Here is a 16,717-nt window from a genome sequence, read left to right on the forward strand (position 1 = left end):
CTAACTCAGCGACACGTCAAGCCGCCGGGCCGATCTCGACACGCCGGGCTTCCTTCGCGTCAGCCCCGCCCGTGATCGTTTCCGGCTTTTTGAGAATAATGTGGTCTTCCGCCACGCCTGCTGCCTTCAGCGCATCGCGCACGGCCTGCGCCCGATGCTTCGCCAGTTCGGCGTTCGCGTCGGCCGAGCCCGTCTTGTCGGTGAAGCCCGACAGCGCGAGCTTCGCGTCCGGATGCGCCTTCGCATAGTCGGCCGCGGCGGCGATCGCCGCCTTCGCGTCGGCCGGCAGCACGCTCTTGCCCGTCTCGAAGTAGATCGTCGACAGCGCGGCCGATGCCGCTGCCGCCGGCTGCTCGGCGCCCGACGCGGCTTGCGCCGGCGCCGAAGCCGCTTCGGCCGGTGCCGCTGCCGCGCCCGCCGTGTCTTCCGGCAGCTTGCCGTTGCGTGCGTCGGCCACTTGCTTCGGCTGCAGCAGGTCGTTCTTGTGGTTGCCCCACGAGTTGCGTTCGTACGTGACGACCGAAGCGATGTCGAGGTCCGACAGCGACGCCCACGACGGCATCGCGCCCTTGCCGTGCAGCACGCGCTCGACGTGCGCGGCGATCGGGCCGTTCACGATCGGGCTGCCGTCCATCGCCGGGAAGGCGCCGAGGCCCTTGCCGTTCACCTGGTGGCAGGCCGCGCAGTTCGCCTTGTAGACTTCCTCGCCGTGCGCGACGAGTTCGGCCATCGTGTAGACCTTGTTCGGATCGACTGCCGCGCCGGCCAGCTTCGCCTTCTGCGCGGTGACCCACTTCGCGTAGTCGTCGTCCGACAGGACTTCGACGACGACCGGCATGTACGCGTGTTCCTTGCCGCACAGCTCGGTACAGAAACCGCGGAACGTGCCGACCTTGTCGGCCTTGAACCACGTGTCGCGCACGAAGCCGGGGATCGCATCCTGCTTCACGCCGAACGCGGGCACGTACCACGAGTGGACGACGTCGTTCGCGGTCGTGATGATGCGGATCTTCTTGTTGACCGGCACGACGAGCGGATTGTCGACTTCCTGCAGATAGGTGTCGGTGATCGGCTTCTTGCCCATCACTGCGTCGCGCGGGGTGGTCAGCGTCGACAGGAAGCCGATGCCCTCGCCCGGGCCCTTCACGTAGTCGTAGCCCCACTTCCACTGGTAGCCGGTGACCTTGATCGTGAGATCGGCGTTCGTCGTGTCCTTCATCGCGACGACGGCCTTCGTCGCCGGCAGCGCCATCAGCACGACGATGACGAACGGCACGATCGTCCAGATAATCTCGACGGTCGTGCTTTCATGGAAATTGGCGGCCTTGTGGCCCTTGGATTTGCGGTGCGCGAAGATCGAATAGAACATCACGCCGAACACGCCGACGAAGATCACCGTACACAGGATCAGCATCATCGTGTGGAGATCGTAGAGCTCCTCGGCGATCTTCGTGACAGGCGGCTGAAAGTTGATCTCGTTGACACGGGGGCCGCCCGGGCTATCACCGACCGCCAGGGCCGCACCGGCAAAGAGCAATCCGCTGCATGCCAGCACGCCCGCGAGGGCTCGCTTGATTGTTTTCATAGCATCCTTACCCAAAATTTCCATTCAAACCCTCCCCCGTCGCAAGCCGCCGGCCTGTTCCGGCCGATGACTGCGCCTCGTCAGCCGCAGCGCCTGAGCGACACGCGCAGTTCGTCGGCGAACTGCGCACGCTTGTACTGCGCGAGATGCTGCCCGATTACGACGGTCTGCCCACGCGATACCAGTCGAATCGGATCGCGTGGCGTCGCACCCGGCTCGACCCGCACCCAGCGCGGGTTGAATTCGATCTGCGTGAGCCGCTCCGCATCCATCCGCTCGATCACGAGCCGGTGCGGGAACAGCCTGATGCGCTCGTAATCGACCGCATGGCGAGCATGGATCGCAAACGCGACACCCACCGCCAGCAACTCGATGCCGGTGAAGGGCATGACGAGCCAAGCCCCTCTCCACATCAGCAACGCCGCGATCGCCAGCGAGAAGCCCGCGAGCGACGCGTAAAACAGCACGAACTGGCGTGGCGACACCGAACAGTTGCGTTTCATCAGCCAGTCTTCGAGGACCGGTTCGCTGTCCGCCGTCTTCGCCAAAACGCTCGCTGCTTCCATCGCCGCCTCACGCGAATGGCATGCGATGCATGCCTGCATCGGACTCGCCGCCCCGTATTGCGGGGACCCCGGGACGACAAGCTGACGCATTATAGGCGGGTTCAATGGCATCCACAAGCAAGCGCCTATCGCCCGCCAAGCCAAGCGCGACAAGCTTCCCGGCCGTTTTTGCCGCCAATTCGACCCCGCTTTGCGCCGCTAATTTCGGACATAACAAAACCCCTCTTTACCGCTTTACCGATTCTTCGGACGCCCCTTGCCGATGTCCTCGATGCGCACGATCCCGTGCCCTTCCGCGGTCGTGCGCGGCACGGCCTTCCATGCGTGGCCGTAGATCACCTCGAACGTGAGCGGGATCGTGCCGTCCTCGCGCCGGCGCGCGTCCAGCGCATCGCCGAGCGCCGCGCGAAAGCGCCGCGTCGCGTGCTGCGGGGCCGTGCGCTCGAACGGATAGGCGCCCCAGCGGCGCACGTCGGCGAGCAGCGAATCGGGGGATTGGTAGGTGACGGTCAGCACTTCCTGGTCCATCACGGGAATCTCGAAGCCGCTCTCGACGAGCATGTCGCCGAGGTCGTGCATGTCGACGAAATCGATCACGCGCGCCGCGGGCGGCGCGACGCCGAGCGACGCTTCCGCGTCCGCGCAGGCCGCGCGCAGCTCGCGCAGCGTGTCGGGGCCGAGCGTGCTGAACATCAGCAGCCCGTTCACGCGCAGCACGCGCTGCCATTCGGGGAAGACGGTATCGGGACGCGAATGCCAGTGGAGCGCGAGATTCGACCAGATCAGATCGAACGCGCCGCCCGGGAACGGCAGCGCGGCGAAGTCGGCCTGCGCGACGCGCGGGCCGCGTTGGCCCAGCGCGCGGCCGAGCGACGCCGGCAGCCAGCGGCGCCAGGTGGTCTGCTCGACCTCGCGCTGACCGGCCCGCGCGAGCATCGCACCGGACAGGTCCACGCCGAACACCGGCGCTTCCGGAAAGCGCGCGCGCAGCGCCGGCAGGTCGTCGCCCGGGCCGCAGCCCGCATCCAGCACGGCCGCGGGGCTCACCTTGATGTATTCGAGGCGCTCGTTCATCCGCTGCGCGATCTCGCGCGGCAGGAACGCAACCGCATCGAACGTGGCGGCACGGCGGTCGAAGATCCGCCGCAGGCGCCTGGCGTCATTGGCCGGACGGCCGGTTGAAGTCGAAGCTGGGGACATGTCGGGCACACTGGCGAAGAGCCCGAAGTATACTCGCTCGCCTCGCAAGCTTCATCGAGGCGGCATGCCTGGAGTGTTGCGATGGTCCGCGGTTCCGCCGAGTGCACGATGCGCGTCGTTTTGTCGCAGATTCGAGCGCTGGTCGTGCGCGTTGCCGCGATCACGCTGCCGAATCGCTGCGCGCTGTGCGGCAATTTGTCACACACCGTGATTTGCGGCGCCTGCGATGCCGCGTACTGGAATGAAGCGCGGCTGCGCTGCGAGGTTTGCGCCGTGCCGCTCGGTGTCGGGCACGCGCGCCCGCCCCGCGGTGGCCGCCCCGGCGCCGGTCGCGCGGCCGCGTACCTGTGCGACGCATGCCGCACCGCGCCGCCGCCGTTCGACGCGACGCTCGCGCTCGCCGATTACCGCCCGCCGCTCGACGGGCTCGCGCGCGGCCTGAAGTTTCACGCGCGGCTCGCGCTCGGCGGCGAATTCGCGGCCCGGCTTGCGCGGCTGGTCGACGATACGCGCGGCGCCGGCGGCTTCGATCTCGTCGCGCCGGTGCCGTTGTCGCACCGGCGGCTCGTCGCGCGCGGCTACAACCAGGCGTGGGCGATCGCGCGTCCGCTCGCGCGCCGGCTCGGCGTGCCGGCGGACGCGGCCTTGCTCGCGCGTGTCGCCGACACCGCACCGCAGTCGCGGCTCGACCGGCACGCACGGCGCGACAACGTGATGGCGGCTTTCGCGGTGGCAGGCGGCGTCGCCGGCCGCCACATCGCGCTCGTCGACGACGTGATGACGTCCGGCGCGACGCTCGCGGCGGCCGCGCACGCGCTGAAGGCGGCGGGCGCCGCGCGCGTGACGAATCTGGTTGCGCTGCGCACCGCCAGGGATTAATTAGATAGAGAGGCCGGCCGCCCGCAAGCGGCCGTCACGAACCGGCCGGCCGGACGCACGCGTGTATTGCGTGGGCCCGGCCGGCCCAGCCAAACCGAAACATGTTCAACGTCGTCCTCGTCGCCCCCGAAATTCCGCCGAACACCGGCAACGTGATCCGCCTGTGCGCGAACACCGGCGCGCACCTGCACCTGATCGAGCCGCTCGGCTTTCCGCTCGACGACGCGCGGATGCGCCGCGCCGGCCTCGACTATCACGAGTATGCGCAGATGCGCGTGCACCGCGACTGGGACGCGTTCGTCGCGTCCGAAACGCCCGATCCCGCGCGGATGTTCGCGTTCACGACGCGCGGCTCGGGCCGCTTCCACGATCACGCGTTCCTGCCCGGCGACTGGTTCGTGTTCGGCTCGGAAACGCGCGGCCTCCCCGCCGAGCTGCTCGAACGCTTCCCGAACGAACAGCGCGTGCGCCTGCCCATGCGGCCGGACAACCGCAGCCTGAACCTGTCGAACACGGTCGCGGTGGTCGTGTTCGAGGCGTGGCGCCAGGCCGGCTTCGAAGGCGGCGCCTGAAACTTGCCGAGCGCGGCCCGCCGCACCAGATGCGTCAGGTTCGCGCGAGCCGCGCGCGATACAGGTCGTAGATGTCGGAAGAAAAGCACGCGAACACCACACGTGCGAGGTTCGGCGCCTGCGCCAGCATTTCGGTGACGGTGCCGACCGCGATGTCGACGGCCTCTTGCGCCGGATAGCGGTAGATACCGCAACTGATCGCCGGAAACGCGATCGACGTCGCGGCGACTTCCTCGGCCAGCTCGATCGCGCGCCGGTAGCACGACGCGAGCAGGTCGGCTTCGCCGCGCGCGCCGCCGTACCAGACCGGCCCGACCGCGTGGATCACGTAGCGCGCCGGCAGCCCGTGGCCGCGCGTGAGCTTCGCGTCGCCGGTGTCGCAGCCGCCGAGCGTGCGGCACTCGGCGAGCAGGCCGGGGCCGGCCGCGCGGTGGATCGCGCCGTCGACGCCGCCCCCGCCGAGCAGCGAGCCGTTCGCCGCGTTGACGATCACATCGACGTCGAGCGTCGTGATGTCGACGCGTTGCGCATCGAGCGTGGTGGAATGGATCTGCAGCATGACACCCTCGCGGAACGCCGGAGACGATTCAAGCGTAGTCCGCTTTGGCGCCGCGCGCCCGGCGCAATCGTGCCGAGCGGCGCCCGCCCATGCTACTCGGCGCGCGCGTCGCGGCGCAGCAGGCCGCTGACGGCGTCGCGCGGTGCGATCCCGTCGAACAGCACGCCGCACACGGCTTGCGTGATCGGCATTTCGATCGACTGCGCGCGCGCGAGCGCCAGCACGGCCTGCGCGCAGCGCACGCCTTCGGCCACGTGGCCCAGCGCACCGAGGATGTCGTTCAGCGTGCGGCCGGCCGCCAGTTGCAGCCCGACCGTGCGGTTGCGCGACAGGTCGCCCGTCGCGGTGAGGATCAGGTCGCCGAGGCCGGTCAGGCCCGTGAAGGTTTCCGCGCGGCCGCCGAGCGCCACGCCGAGCCGCGACATTTCGGCGAGGCCGCGCGTGATCAGCGCGGCGCGCGCATTCAGCCCGAGGCCGAGACCGTCGGAAATGCCGGTCGCGATCGCCAGCACGTTCTTCACCGCGCCGCCGACCTCGACGCCGACCACGTCGTCGCCGGTATAGATCCGCATCGCGCCGTGATGGAACGCGGCGAGCGTGCGCTCGCGGCACTCGGCCGACGCGCTCGCCACCGTCAACGCGACGGGCAGCGACTGCCCGACCTCGCGCGCGAAACTCGGGCCCGACAGCACGCCGTTGCTCTGCTGTTCGGGCAGCTCGGCCGCGATCACCTGGTGCGGCAGCAGGTGCGTGTCGGCCTCGAAGCCCTTGCAGACCCAGACGACGTGCGCGGGCACGCAACCCGCGTCGCGCATCGCGTGACACAGCGTGCGCAGCCCGGCCACCGGCGCGGCGATCACGCACAGCGCGTCGTCCGCGGCGCCATGCGCGAGCGCGGCGCCGAGATCGGCGTCGTAGCGCAGCGCAGCAGGCAGCGCGATGCCGTCGAGATAGCGGGAATTTTCGTGCCGGGCCTGCAGCCCGGCGATGAGCGCGGCGTCGCGCGCCCACAGAAGCGTATCGTGCCGCGCGGCCAGATGGCCCGCGAGCGCGGTGCCCCAGGCACCGGCGCCGAGAACGGCTACTTTCATACCCAGCACCGGTCCGAGCGAAACGTCAGTTCAGCGTCGTGCCATTCGGCGCGCCGTTCGGTGCACCTGCCGCGCCGGCCTGCTGCTGAAGCTGCGCGAGACGCTGCTCGTACAGCGCCTGGAAGTTGATTTCGGCCAGGTGGATCGGCGGGAAGCCAGCGCGCGTGATCGCGTCGGCGATGTTCGAGCGCAGGTACGGGAACAGGATCGTCGGGCACGCGATGCCGACGAGCGGATCGAGCTGTTCGTCCGGAATGTTGCGGATGTCGAAAATGCCGGCCTGCTTCGCTTCGATCAGGAACGCGACCTTGTCCTTCACCTTCGCGGTGACGGTACCCGACACGACGACTTCGAACACGCTTTCCGCGAGGCGGTCGGCCTTGACGTCGACTTCGACTTCAACCGACGGCATGTCCTGCTCGAGGAAGATCGCCGGCGAATTCGGCTGCTCGAGCGACATATCCTTCAGGTAGACGCGCTGGATGTTGAAGAACGGTTGGTTTTCGACGTCGGACATGGTGTTTCCCTAAAAGTGGTGACGGGGCGGCCCGGCTTCTCGCCGGCCGCCACGGATGAATCCTGCGCGCCCAAGCCGCGGCGCGGCCGGCGGCCATTCTGCCCTAATCAGGCCGCTTGCAGAAGCGGCACGAGGCCGCCTTCGCGGTCGAGCTTCGACAGATCGTCGTAACCGCCGACGTGCGTGTCGCCGATATAGATCTGCGGCACCGTGCGGCGCCCCGTGCGCGTCATCATTTCCTCGCGGCGGGCCGGATCGCGATCGATCAGCACCTTTTCGATCTGCTCGACGCCGCGCAGCTTCAGCAGGCGCTCGGCCTGCATGCAATACGGACACACCTGCGTGCTGTACATCAAAACCTTGTTCACTTCGCCACTCCTTGTTTGACGACCGGCATCCCGGCCTGCTGCCAGGCGGCCACGCCGCCCTCGAGCACGTGCACCTCGGCGTAACCGGCCGCCTCGACCTCGCGCGCCGCCTTCTGCGACTGCTGGCCGTTCTGGCAGACGAGCAGCACCGGGGTGCTCTTGTTCTTCGCGACCTGCGCAATTTTCGCGCCGATCTCGCCCGCCGCGATCTGGCGCGCCGACGGCAGGTGGCCGGCGGCGAAATCCGACGCGGCGCGCAGGTCGATCACGACCGCGTTGCGGCGATTGATGAGCTGCGTCGCCTCCGCGGCCGACAGGCCGCCGCGGCCGCGGCGCAAGGCCGGCCACGCCAGCAGGCCGCCGGAAACCAGCAGGATCGCGATAAGGGCCAGGTTCGTGTAATTGGTAAAGAACGTCACGGAATGCCGCCGGAAAAAGAGAAATCGGATGAGGACAATCCCGCCATTATAAAATAACCGCCTTGCGCGATGGCGGGCCCGGTCCGGGCGCCGCGCGACGCGCCCCGCTTCCCTATCACTACCGACCGCAAGATCCATGTACAAACTCGTTCTCATCCGCCACGGCGAATCGACGTGGAACAAGGAAAACCGCTTCACCGGCTGGGTCGACGTCGACCTGACCGAACAGGGTCGCAACGAGGCCTACCAGGCCGGCGAATTGCTCAAGGAGGCCGGCTACACGTTCGACATCGCGTACACGTCGGTGCTCAAGCGCGCGATCCGCACGCTGTGGCACGTGCAGGACAAGATGGACCTGATGTACCTGCCGGTCGTCCACTCGTGGCGCCTGAACGAGCGCCACTACGGTGCGCTGTCGGGCCTGAACAAGGCGGAAACGGCCGCGAAGTTCGGCGACGAGCAGGTGCTCGTGTGGCGCCGCAGCTACGACACGCCGCCGCCCGCGCTCGAGCCGACCGACGAGCGCGCGCCGTTCAACGACCCGCGCTACGCGAAGGTGCCGCGCGAGCAGTTGCCGCTCACCGAATGCCTGAAGGACACGGTCGCGCGCGTGCTGCCGCTGTGGAACGAGTCGATCGCGCCGGCGGTGCGCGCCGGCAAGCAGGTGCTGATCGCCGCGCACGGCAACTCGCTGCGCGCGCTGATCAAGTACCTCGACGGCATCTCGGACAGCGACATCGTCGGCCTGAACATCCCGAACGGCGTGCCGCTCGTGTATGAACTCGACAAGAACCTGAAGCCGATCAAGCACTATTACCTCGGCGACCAGGACGCGATCGCGCAGGCGCAAGCCGCCGTCGCGAAGCAGGGCAAGGCGGGCTGACGCCCGGCGCGGCGGCCGAGGTGGCCGAGGTGGCGTTCCGGCGCGGCGCGCCGGGCGCCGGGCTCCGGCCTCGGCCCGCACGCCGCGCGAACCTTCGCGGCCCTGCCACGGTCGAATCCGCTTTCGAACCCCGCAGCGCGCCCGGCGGCGCCCCGGCCGGGCCCTCAGCGGCCTTTTCGACGCTTTTCGCGCCGTTCCACTGAGTAATCGGACGAACAGTTATACTTGTCCGCTACATCCCCGCTACCGCCACGCGCTTCCCGACCGCACCAGACTCTCTATGCGAATGAATTTGAAGAACATCGGCCTGATTGCCGCGGGCCTCGCCACGGGCGTGTTCGCCACGCTGCAGGTTTCCGCATCGGCCGAGCAGACCGCCACGGCGCCGCTTCCCCTCGACCAGCTCCGCCTGTTCGCGGAAGTATTCGGGCAGATCAAGCGCGAGTACGTCGAACCGGTCGACGACAAGAAGCTGCTGACGGCCGCGATCAAGGGCATGGTGTCGAGCCTCGATCCGCACTCGTCGTTCCTCGACAAGACCGACTATGACGAGCTGCAGGAGCAGACGAAGGGCCGCTTCGCGGGCCTCGGCATCGAGATCTCGCAGGAAGACGGCCTCGTCAAGGTGATCTCGCCGATCGAGGATACCCCCGCATTCCGCGCCGGCATCCGTCCGGGCGACCTGATCACGCGCATCAACGACAAGCCGGTGCGCGGCATGACCCTCGACAAGGCCGTCAAGCAGATGCGCGGCGAGCCGGGCACCAAGGTCACGCTGACGATCTTCCGCAAGAGCGACGACCGCACGTTCCCCGTCACCGTCACGCGCGCGATCATCAAGGTCCAGAGCGTGAAGATGAAGATGCTCGACCCGGGCTACGCGTACATCCGCATCACGAGCTTCCAGGAGCGCACGACGCCCGATCTCGCGCAGAAGCTGCAGGACATCGCGCGCCAGCAGCCGAACCTGAAGGGGCTGATCCTCGACCTGCGCAACAACGGCGGCGGCCTGCTGCAGAGCGCGGTCGGCGTGGCCGGCGCATTCCTGCCGCCCGACTCGGTCGTCGTGTCGACCAACGGCCAGATCCCCGATTCGAAGCAGGTCTACCGCGATACGTACGACAACTATCGCCTGCCGTCCTTCGACGGCGATCCGCTGAAGAACCTGCCGCCCGTCTTCAAGACCGTGCCGATGATCGTGCTGACGAACGCGTATTCGGCGTCCGCATCGGAAATCGTCGCCGGTGCGCTGCAGGATTCGAAGCGCGCGCAGATCATGGGCAAGACGACGTTCGGCAAGGGTTCGGTGCAGACGGTCCGCCCGATGACGGCCGACACCGCGCTGCGCCTGACCACCGCGTACTACTACACGCCGAGCGGCCGTTCGATCCAGAACAAGGGCATCACGCCGGACGTGCCGGTCGATCAGTACGCGGACGGCGATCCGGACGACGTGCTCGTGACGCGCGAGGTCGACTACACGAACCACCTCGCGAACACGCAGGATCCGAACGAGAAGAAGGAACAGGAAGAGCGCGAGCAGCGCCGGCTGGATCAGCTGCGCATTCTCGAGGAGCAGAACGACAAGAAGACGCCGGAGCAGCGCCAGAAGGATCGCGATCGCAAGCCGATCGAGTTCGGCAGCGCCGACGACTTCATGATGCAGCAGGCGCTCAACAAGCTCGAAGGCAAGCCGGTCCAGGAATCGAAGTCGCTGCTCGCCGAGAGCACGACGAAGAGCCCGGCCGCCAAGGCTGCCGCAAGTGCAAAGGCATCGGGCGCGAGCGCCGCGAAGCCGGCTTCCGCACCGAAGCCCGCCTCCGCGCCGAAGTAAGCGCCGGCCGGCATCCAACGGGCCATCGCGGGAAGACCGCGATGGCCCGTTTTTCATGCGCGCCTAAAATAACGAACGTCCGCCCGCCTCGCTCACGATTCCCCATGAACGACGACCAACTCCTTCGCTACTCCCGCCATATCCTCGTCGACGAAATCGGCATCGAGGCGCAGCAGCGCTTTCTCGATGCGCATGCGATCGTCGTCGGCGCGGGCGGCCTCGGCTCGCCCGCCGCGATGTATCTCGCTGCGTCGGGGGTCGGTACGCTCACGCTCGTCGACGCCGATACGGTCGACCTCACGAACCTGCAGCGGCAGATCCTGCACGCGACGGCGTCGGTCGGCCGCAGCAAGGTCGAATCGGGGCGCGACACGCTCGCGCAGCTGAATCCCGAGGTGACGGTGAACGCGGTCGCGGCGCGCGTCGACGATGCGTGGCTCGACGCGCACGTGCCGCACGCGAGCGTCGTGCTCGACTGCACCGACAACTTCGCGACGCGGCACGCGATCAACCGCGCATGCGTCGCGCACGGCGTGCCGCTCGTGTCGGGCGCCGCGCTGCGCTTCGACGGCCAGATCAGCACGTTCGACTTCCGCGACGCGGCCGCGCCCTGCTATGCGTGCGTGTTCCCGGAAGACCAGCCGTTCGAGGAAGTCGCGTGCGCGACGATGGGCGTATTCGCGCCGACCGTCGGGATCATCGGCGCGATGCAGGCGGCCGAGGCGCTGCGCGTGATCGGCGGCATCGGCAAGACGCTCAACGGGCGGCTGATGATGCTCGATTCGCTGCGGATGGAATGGACGACGATGAAAATCGCGCGCCAGGCCGACTGCCCCGTGTGCGGGGGCCGGCACTGACGCGCGACAGGCATGCGCCGGGCCGGGCATGCGTAACACTTCTCTACAGTTAGCGGCGACGAAAACGCCTATGCGGCCGCATCCGCCCGCGGCTCGGCGACCGACAGCCGCTGCAGCGCCGCCTGCACTTCTTCCGGCTCGAACGCGGCCAGCACGTCGGCCGTCGGCTTTTCGAGCGCCTTCAGGTGCGCACGCAGGATCTCCTGCTTCACGACGAGCAGCTGGCTCGGGTGCATCGAGAACTCGGTGAGCCCCATCCCGAGCAACAGGCGCGTGAGCGCCGGGTCGCCCGCCATCTCCCCGCACACCGACACCGACACGCCCGCGCGCTTCGCCTCGCGCAACGTGTATGCGATCAGGTGCAGCACGGCCGGATGCAGCGGGTCGTACAGGTGCGCGACCGCGTTGTCGGCGCGATCGATCGCGAGCGTGTACTGGATCAGGTCGTTCGTGCCGATCGACAGGAAATCGAAGCGCTTCAGGAACAGCGGCAGCGCGATCGCCGCGGCCGGAATCTCGATCATCGCGCCGAGACGCACGTTCGGATCGTACGCGAGCCCCGCGTCGTCGAGCTGGCGCTTCGCCTCGCGGATCAGGTCGAGCGTCTGGTCGATCTCCTGCGCGTGCGCGAGCATCGGGATCAGGATCTTCACCTGGCCGAACGCGGACGCGCGCAGGATCGCGCGCAACTGCGTGAGGAACATCTGCGGCTCGGACAGGCTCCAGCGGATCGCGCGCAGCCCGAGCGCCGGGTTCGGCGCCGTTTCGTAGCCTTCGTCGAGCGCCTCGAGCGGTTTATCGGCGCCGACGTCGATCGTGCGGATCGTCACCGGCATGCCCTTCATCCACTCGACGGCCCGCTTGTACGCGGCGAACTGCTCCTCCTCTTCCGGCATCTCCTTCTGATGCATGAACAGGAACTCGGAGCGAAACAGCCCGACGCCGACCGCGCCGGCCTCGACGGCCGCCTTCGCGTCGTCGGGCAGCTCGATGTTCGCGTACAGGTCGATCTTCGTGCCGCACAACGTTTGCGTCGGCGAGAACTTCAGGCGCTGCAGCTTGCGTTGCTCCAGCAGTTTCTCGGACTGGCGGTACGAGTATTCCTCGAGAACGATCGGCGCCGGATCGACGATCACGATGCCCTGGTCGCCATCGACGATGATCAGGTCGTCCTGGCGGATCAGCGCGCTCGCATGCTGGACGCCGACCGCGGCCGGAATGCCGAGGCTGCGCGCGACGATCGCCGTGTGCGACGTGCGGCCGCCGAGATCGGTGACGAACGCCTGGAACGACTGCGTCTTGAACTGCATCATGTCGGCCGGCGCGATGTCGTGCGCGACCACGATCATCTCGTTGGTGCCGTTCCGGGCCGCGCCGTCGAGCGCCTGCGATGCGGACGGCGCGCCGGCGAGCGCCTTCAGCACGCGCTCGACCACCTGCTCGATGTCGGCCTTGCGCTCGCGCAGATATTCGTCCTCGATGTCGTCGAAATGGCGCGTGAGCAGTTCGAGCTGCTCGGTCAGCGCCCATTCGACGTTGTAGCGGCGCGTGCGGATCAGGTCGATGGTTTCCTGCACGAGCATCTCGTCGCTCAGGATCATCGTGTGGACGTCGATGAATGCGCCGACTTCGCTCGGGGTGTCGTCGGTCAGGTCGGCGCGCAGCGCTTCGAGCTCGCGACGCACGACGTCGAGCGCGGTGCGGAATCGCTCCACCTCGGCGTCGGTCTGGTTGGCCTCGATCAGGTAATGGGCGACGTCGAGCGCCGCCGGCGCGATCAGGTACGCTCGCCCGATCGCGATACCTCGTGAGACGGGAATGCCATGCAGCGTGAAGGACACGCGCACCTCCTCTGTACAAGTAAAGCCGCGGCACACTGCTGCGATGCGCTTATGACCCCGGTTAGCGATTATAAATTCCGCGACTCCCTGCTGACTGCATGCAGCGCAGCATTGCGCATTTCGCATCAATGCTTCCGACGAAAAAAATGCCGCGACATCCGCGGCATTCTGGCTGGAAACGGCAACGATCCCGCGTAGCGATCACTGACCTTCGCCGAACTTGTCGGCGATCAGCTTCAGCAGCGCGTCCATCGCTTCCCGCTCGTCGGGCCCTTCGGTCTCGATCGTCACGGTGCTGCCGATGCCGGCCGCCAGCATCATCACGCCCATGATGCTCTTCGCATTGATCTTGCGCCCGTTGCGTGTCATCCAGACTTCCGACTGGAAGTTGCCGGCCAGTTGCGTAAGCTTGGCCGATGCGCGCGCATGCAGCCCCAATTTATTGACGATGGTGGTTTCTTGTTGAAGCATGATTCTCGGTCGGGTCGGTCGGGACCGCCGGCGGCGCGCGCAGGCGGGTCGGTCTAAAACGAAAAACGCCAGGCTCAGTGCGATTCGGTGCGCGGCTGCGGTTCGGGCGGAATCGGCGCGCACTGGCCGCAGCCGGTTTCGCTCGGCGGCGGCGGCGTGCCGGACGACACCTCGTGGACGCCCTTCGCGCCGCCGGACAGCGCCTTGTCGACCAGCTTGTCGAGCGGCACGGTGCGGTAGCAGACGGCCCGCACGAGCATCGGCAGGTTCACGCCGGCCAGCACGCGCACGTTGTCGAGCTTCGCGAGCTGGCCCGCGATGTTCGCGGGCGTCGCGCCGTACATGTCGGTCAGCACGACCACGCCGTTCTCTTCGCGCAGCCGCGCGAGTTCCGCGTGCGCAAACGCCATCACCTGGGCCGGATCGCTGTCGGCCATCACGTCGATGCAGCCGATGCGGGCGGGCACGCCGCCGTAGATGTGCGCGATGCAGTCCCGCAGCGCGGTGGCGAGCGGAGCGTGCGCGATGATGAGGATCCCGGCCATGTCAGATCGCTCCCGGCCGCCCCTGGCGGGCCGATACCCCGCGGCGGGGCAATGAGCGTAGCGAGTATGGGGAACGTTTCATGTTCAGCCTTGCAACAGTGTCGGCCCGACCGCCGGGCCTTCGGTGCGCCGATCACGGCACCGGGCAAGCGGGCATTGTAGCAGGCCGGTCAAGCTGCTCCGGCGACGGGGGACCTGCGCGGCCGCCGCCGGGGTTGTGCGGGAGGCGGCCTACGCGGCCGCACGCTCCAGCGCGTCGACGAACATCGCGGCGACGTCGAAGCCCGTCTGCTCCATGATCTCGCGGAAACACGTCGGGCTCGTGACGTTGACCTCGGTCAGCCAGTCGCCGATCGCGTCGAGCCCGACCAGCAGCAGCCCGCGCGACGCGAGCACGGGCCCCAGCGTGTCGGCGATCTCGCGATCGCGCGGTGTGAGCGGCTGCGCGACGCCGAGCCCGCCCGCGGCGAGATTGCCGCGCACCTCGCTGCCCTGCGGAATCCGCGCGAGCGAATACGGCACCGGCTCGCCGCCGATCAGCAGGATGCGCTTGTCGCCCGCCTTGATCTCGGGAATGAACTTCTGCGCCATCACCGAGCGCGTGCCGTCGTGGCTCAGCATCTCGACGATCGAGCCGAGGTTCATGCCGTCCGGCTTCACGCGGAACACGCCCATCCCGCCCATCCCGTCGAGCGGCTTCAGGATCACGTCGCCGTGCTCGGCGTGGAACGCGCGCAGACGCTTCGCGTCGCGCGTGACGAGCGTCGGCGCGACGAACTGCGGAAACTCGCCGATCGCGAGCTTCTCCGAATGATCGCGGATCGACTGCGCCTTGTTGAACACGCGCGCGCCGGCGCGCTCGGCCAGCTCGAGCAGCCACGTCGACGTCACGTATTCCATGTCGAACGGCGGATCCTTGCGCATCAGCACCGCGCCGAACGATTCGAGGCGGCGCGCGTCGACCGCACCCGCGTCGAACCAGGTGTCGCGATGCAGGTCGTCCAGTTCGCCGACGAACGCGATGCGCCGCACGTCGGCCTCGACCGCCGAGCCCGTCCAGGCGAGGTGGCGCGGTTCGCACGCGTACACCGCATGCCCGCGCCGGGCGGCCTCCGCCATCATCGCGTAGGTCGAATCCTTGTAGATCTTGAAACGCTCGAGCGGGTCGGCGATAAAAAGAATGTCCATGCGGGTCCTGTACGTAGCGAAGGTCCGTTACACCTGGATCGCTTCGGGGTCGGTCTTTTCCAGTTCGATCGACGACGCGATCAGCGACAGCCGCGCGACCACGCCGTACATGTAGAAACGGTTCGGCGGCGCGGCGCCCGGCTTGGCGCCGGCATCCGGCAGCGCGGTGTGCTCGAAGCCGAGCGGCACGTAGTGCATGCCGGGCGCGTTCAGGTTCTGGTCGCGCTCGCGGCCGCCGTGCGTGCGGTAGAAGCCGCCGACCACATAGCGGTCGATCATGTACACGACCGGCTCGGCCACTTCGTCGCCGACGCGCTCGAACGTGTAGACGCCTTCCTGCACGATCACGTCGCGCACCGCGAGGCCGGCCTTCGATTCGGCCATCTGCGCGCGCTCGGCCTTCGTCATGCGGCCGATCTCGGCCGCGTCGTGCACGGTCATCACGCCGCGGCCCGCGGTGCCCGCGTCGGCCTTCACGACGACGTACGGCTTCTCGCTGATCCCGTATTCGCGATACTTGCGCGCGATCTTCTTCAGCACGCCGTCGATCGCGTCGGCGAGCGCCTGCTCGCCTTCATGCGCCTGCCAGTCGACGCCTTCGACGTGCGCGAAATACGGATTCACCATCCACGGATCGACGCCGACCATCTTCGCGAACTTCTTCGCGACGTCGTCGTAGCACGCGAAGTGCGTCGACTTGCGGCGCACGGCCCAGCCCGCGTGCAGCGGCGGCAGCAGATATTGCTCGTGCAGGTTTTCCAGCACGGCCGGGATGCCGGCCGACAGGTCGTTGTTCAGCAGGATCGAGCACGGATCGAAATTCTTCAGGCCGAGGCGGCGCTGCGAACGCTCGAGCGGTTCGAGCACGATCTTCTGGCCGTCGGCCAGCGTGATCGGCGTCATGTCGGTGATGCTGGGGTCGAGCGAGCCGAAGCGCACGTGCAGGCCGGCCTGGCGCATGATCGTCGCGAGCCGTGCGACGTTTTCCAGGTAGAACGCGTTGCGGGTCGGCAGCTCGGGAATCACGAGCAGATTCTTCGCGTCCGGGCAGATCTTCTCGATCGCGGCCATCGCGGCCTGCACGGCGAGCGGCAGCACTTCGGACGGCAGATTGTTGAACGCGCCGGGAAACAGGTTCGCGTCGACGGGCGCCAGCTTGAAGCCGGCATTGCGCAGGTCCACCGAACAATAGAACGGCGGGGTGTGTTCCTGCCATTCGAGCCTGAACCAGCGTTCGATCGCAGGCGTCGCGTCGAGGATCTTCTGCTCGAGTTCGAGCAGCGGACCGTTCAACGCGGTAACGAGGTGGGGAACCATGAATCACTCGCGAGCGGGAGAATGA

General features: G+C 67.8%; 18 protein-coding genes. 5 read left to right on the top strand and 13 right to left on the bottom strand.

The annotated features are described in order from the left end of the window. Window positions 1-16: 16 nt before the first annotated feature. From coxB to CFB49_RS15440, 3 genes are all read right to left on the bottom strand, one after another. A complete protein-coding gene (gene coxB / locus CFB49_RS15430; protein WP_069620245.1) occupies window positions 17-1,609 on the bottom strand; it encodes a cytochrome c oxidase subunit II in 1,593 nt (530 codons plus the stop codon). 56 nt (window positions 1,610-1,665) lie between these two features. Then, on the bottom strand, window positions 1,666-2,190 hold the full coding sequence (locus tag CFB49_RS15435) for a DUF2244 domain-containing protein (RefSeq protein WP_069620244.1): 525 nt from the start codon (window positions 2,188-2,190) through the stop codon (window positions 1,666-1,668). Between the two features lie 195 nt (window positions 2,191-2,385). After that, window positions 2,386-3,351 (bottom strand): methyltransferase domain-containing protein, encoded by a 966-nt coding sequence (locus tag CFB49_RS15440; RefSeq protein WP_089491695.1) that lies wholly within the window; start codon window positions 3,349-3,351, stop codon window positions 2,386-2,388. An 81-nt stretch (window positions 3,352-3,432) separates the two neighbouring features. Here CFB49_RS15440 and CFB49_RS15445 point away from each other — a divergent pair, with 81 nt between their 5' ends. Further along, a complete protein-coding gene (locus tag CFB49_RS15445) occupies window positions 3,433-4,230 on the top strand; it encodes a ComF family protein (protein WP_089491696.1) in 798 nt (265 codons plus the stop codon). A gap of 101 nt (window positions 4,231-4,331) precedes the next feature. Continuing rightward, window positions 4,332-4,802, top strand: a complete 471-nt coding sequence (gene trmL / locus CFB49_RS15450; RefSeq protein ID WP_089491697.1) for a tRNA (uridine(34)/cytosine(34)/5-carboxymethylaminomethyluridine(34)-2'-O)-methyltransferase TrmL — start codon at window positions 4,332-4,334, stop codon at window positions 4,800-4,802. A 34-nt stretch (window positions 4,803-4,836) separates the two neighbouring features. Here the strand turns inward: trmL and CFB49_RS15455 are convergent, their stop codons facing one another. The 5 genes from CFB49_RS15455 to CFB49_RS15475 all read right to left on the bottom strand — a co-directional run bounded on the left by CFB49_RS15455 (window position 4,837) and on the right by CFB49_RS15475 (window position 7,756). Further along, the gene (locus CFB49_RS15455) at window positions 4,837-5,361 is read right to left on the bottom strand and encodes an O-acetyl-ADP-ribose deacetylase (RefSeq protein WP_069620240.1); all 525 of its coding nucleotides are present in this window, start codon (window positions 5,359-5,361) and stop codon (window positions 4,837-4,839) included. Window positions 5,362-5,453: 92 nt separating this feature from the next. Continuing rightward, window positions 5,454-6,452 (bottom strand): NAD(P)H-dependent glycerol-3-phosphate dehydrogenase, encoded by a 999-nt coding sequence (locus tag CFB49_RS15460; RefSeq protein ID WP_089491698.1) that lies wholly within the window; start codon window positions 6,450-6,452, stop codon window positions 5,454-5,456. A 25-nt stretch (window positions 6,453-6,477) separates the two neighbouring features. Further along, the gene (secB, locus tag CFB49_RS15465) at window positions 6,478-6,969 is read right to left on the bottom strand and encodes a protein-export chaperone SecB (RefSeq protein WP_006481561.1); all 492 of its coding nucleotides are present in this window, start codon (window positions 6,967-6,969) and stop codon (window positions 6,478-6,480) included. A gap of 107 nt (window positions 6,970-7,076) precedes the next feature. Next, window positions 7,077-7,337 (bottom strand): glutaredoxin 3, encoded by a 261-nt coding sequence (grxC, locus tag CFB49_RS15470; RefSeq protein ID WP_006477722.1) that lies wholly within the window; start codon window positions 7,335-7,337, stop codon window positions 7,077-7,079. Next, window positions 7,334-7,756 (bottom strand): rhodanese-like domain-containing protein, encoded by a 423-nt coding sequence (locus CFB49_RS15475; RefSeq protein ID WP_089491699.1) that lies wholly within the window; start codon window positions 7,754-7,756, stop codon window positions 7,334-7,336. The genes grxC and CFB49_RS15475 overlap by 4 nt, the downstream gene beginning before the upstream one ends. 136 nt (window positions 7,757-7,892) lie before the next feature. Between CFB49_RS15475 and gpmA the strand changes: the two genes are divergently transcribed. The 3 genes from gpmA (at window position 7,893) to CFB49_RS15490 (ending at window position 11,330) form a co-directional block, all read left to right on the top strand. Then, the gene (gene gpmA / locus CFB49_RS15480; RefSeq protein ID WP_089491700.1) at window positions 7,893-8,639 is read left to right on the top strand and encodes a 2,3-diphosphoglycerate-dependent phosphoglycerate mutase; all 747 of its coding nucleotides are present in this window, start codon (window positions 7,893-7,895) and stop codon (window positions 8,637-8,639) included. Window positions 8,640-8,919: 280 nt separating this feature from the next. Then, entirely contained in the window at window positions 8,920-10,473 is a 1,554-nt protein-coding gene (locus tag CFB49_RS15485) for a S41 family peptidase (protein ID WP_069620236.1), read from the top strand. A gap of 104 nt (window positions 10,474-10,577) precedes the next feature. Further along, window positions 10,578-11,330, top strand: a complete 753-nt coding sequence (locus tag CFB49_RS15490; RefSeq protein WP_069620235.1) for a HesA/MoeB/ThiF family protein — start codon at window positions 10,578-10,580, stop codon at window positions 11,328-11,330. Between the two features lie 68 nt (window positions 11,331-11,398). Here CFB49_RS15490 and ptsP read toward each other — a convergent pair whose 3' ends face one another. From ptsP to gshA, 5 genes are all read right to left on the bottom strand, one after another. Beyond that, window positions 11,399-13,171 carry a phosphoenolpyruvate--protein phosphotransferase gene (ptsP, locus tag CFB49_RS15495; protein ID WP_069620234.1) on the bottom strand — a complete coding sequence of 591 codons (1,773 nt, stop codon included), beginning with the start codon at window positions 13,169-13,171 and terminating at the stop codon, window positions 11,399-11,401. 201 nt (window positions 13,172-13,372) lie between these two features. After that, window positions 13,373-13,642 (bottom strand): HPr family phosphocarrier protein, encoded by a 270-nt coding sequence (locus CFB49_RS15500; protein ID WP_006477716.1) that lies wholly within the window; start codon window positions 13,640-13,642, stop codon window positions 13,373-13,375. A gap of 74 nt (window positions 13,643-13,716) precedes the next feature. Then, a complete protein-coding gene (locus CFB49_RS15505; protein WP_069620233.1) occupies window positions 13,717-14,187 on the bottom strand; it encodes a PTS sugar transporter subunit IIA in 471 nt (156 codons plus the stop codon). Between the two features lie 231 nt (window positions 14,188-14,418). Next, window positions 14,419-15,375 (bottom strand): glutathione synthase, encoded by a 957-nt coding sequence (gene gshB / locus CFB49_RS15510; protein WP_069620232.1) that lies wholly within the window; start codon window positions 15,373-15,375, stop codon window positions 14,419-14,421. A gap of 27 nt (window positions 15,376-15,402) precedes the next feature. Further along, window positions 15,403-16,692, bottom strand: a complete 1,290-nt coding sequence (gene gshA / locus CFB49_RS15515) for a glutamate--cysteine ligase (protein ID WP_069620231.1) — start codon at window positions 16,690-16,692, stop codon at window positions 15,403-15,405. Between the last annotated feature and the right edge of the window lie 25 nt (window positions 16,693-16,717).

The organism is Burkholderia sp. AU17457, from assembly GCF_002223255.1.
GTDB lineage: Bacteria > Pseudomonadota > Gammaproteobacteria > Burkholderiales > Burkholderiaceae > Burkholderia > Burkholderia sola.